Source organism: Streptomyces sp. NPDC006265 (assembly GCF_040613555.1).
In the GTDB taxonomy this organism is placed as follows: domain Bacteria; phylum Actinomycetota; class Actinomycetes; order Streptomycetales; family Streptomycetaceae; genus Streptomyces.
This window is the reverse complement of record NZ_JBEXSH010001519.1, coordinates 1-1,099: the sequence shown is the minus strand read 5'-3', so window position 1 is coordinate 1,099 and position 1,099 is coordinate 1. Positions and strand designations below refer to the sequence as shown.

The following is a 1,099-nucleotide window of genomic DNA, read 5'->3' as shown; positions in this document are numbered from 1 at the left end:
GTGGGGGTACCCCCTGCTCGAGCGGAGTCGAGAGCTTGGGGGAGCGTGCCGGGCGTCGTGACGGGGCGAACGTTGCCTGTCGCGGCACTAGTGCCGCTCCGCGTTAGTTCGTGGAGGGGTGCTGATCAGGCTGCTTTGAGCGGGGTGCCGTCGTAGGTCCAGCGGTAGGGCTTGGCGGTGTCGTTGTGCTTGATCGCGCAGCGATCCAGTTTGTCGATCAGGTCGTCACGGCTGGCGAAGTCGCCGTATCGCAGGACCCGGCGGGTCAGGGCGGAGAAGAACAGCTCGGCCTGGTTGAGCCAGGAGGCGTGCGGTGGGGTCCAGTGAGCTTCCGCCAACTTGAAGTAGCAGGTCAAAGGGCTGGTGTGACCGCTTCTAGGGTTGCTCGCGCTGGTCGTGGGCGGGAGTCCGGGGAGGAGATCATCTGACGGAGGCCCGTCGGCGCTCTGACCTGTGCACCTGGGGTGGAAGATACGGATCGTCCTGCTGGCAGGCACCCAGGCTCTCAGCCGACGACGACCTCCTCTTCGGAGATGATGCTTCCAAAACTGTTCAGGTCGACGAAGTTCTTGTGGTCCGGGTCGACGGTCTTCAGCCAGTTCTCGCAGGAGAAGAGCGCGTTGAGGTCGTCCATCGTGTCGAACCATGTCTCGACCACCGAGTCGTAGTCCGGTTCGGGACAGTTCGGCGCGGGAACGGGATACGACACCACGAATCGGCGGATGTACTGCTTCGCCTCCGGGATGGACATGAGGAGCGGCCTGTGGATGTTCCGCTGGTAGTGGGTGAACTCGTCATGAGTCATGCCCTCGCGACGCTTCAACGTGATGACCATTTTGATCATGATGCCTGTCCGTTTCTGTTCGATGAGTGACGATTCGCCGGCCCGGTATCACCAGTCAGGGAATGCGCCGATACGCGCGCCGGGACCGGTCGGGTGCACACCACCGTTGACGGCAGGCCCTCGGCGGCAGGGACTGCGGTATCGGTGATCTGCGCGTTGTCCATGGCAGCAAGCCTGCTCTGCGACGGGTGGTGCCGAAGCGCGGCTCCTGCGAGCGTGGCGGGCTCACGAAGCGGCCTCCAGGGCCGCCTCGTA

2 protein-coding genes are annotated in these 1,099 nt (G+C 64.1%); both read right to left on the bottom strand.

Annotated features, from left to right (window positions below; all coding sequences use genetic code 11):
• Positions 1–125: 125 nt before the first annotated feature.
• Positions 126–356, bottom strand: a complete 231-nt coding sequence (locus tag ABZ281_RS50320) for a hypothetical protein (protein WP_356665636.1) — start codon at positions 354–356, stop codon at positions 126–128.
• Between the two features lie 149 nt (positions 357–505).
• Positions 506–835 carry an EthD domain-containing protein gene (locus tag ABZ281_RS50315; protein WP_356665634.1) on the bottom strand — a complete coding sequence of 110 codons (330 nt, stop codon included), beginning with the start codon at positions 833–835 and terminating at the stop codon, positions 506–508.
• Positions 836–1,099 lie beyond the last annotated feature (264 nt).

What these genes read in the sequence shown, in the direction of transcription:
- ABZ281_RS50315 (WP_356665634.1), bottom strand. Translation starts at nt 835, where the DNA reads ATGGTCATCACGTTGAAGCGTCGCGAGGGCATGACTCATGACGAGTTC.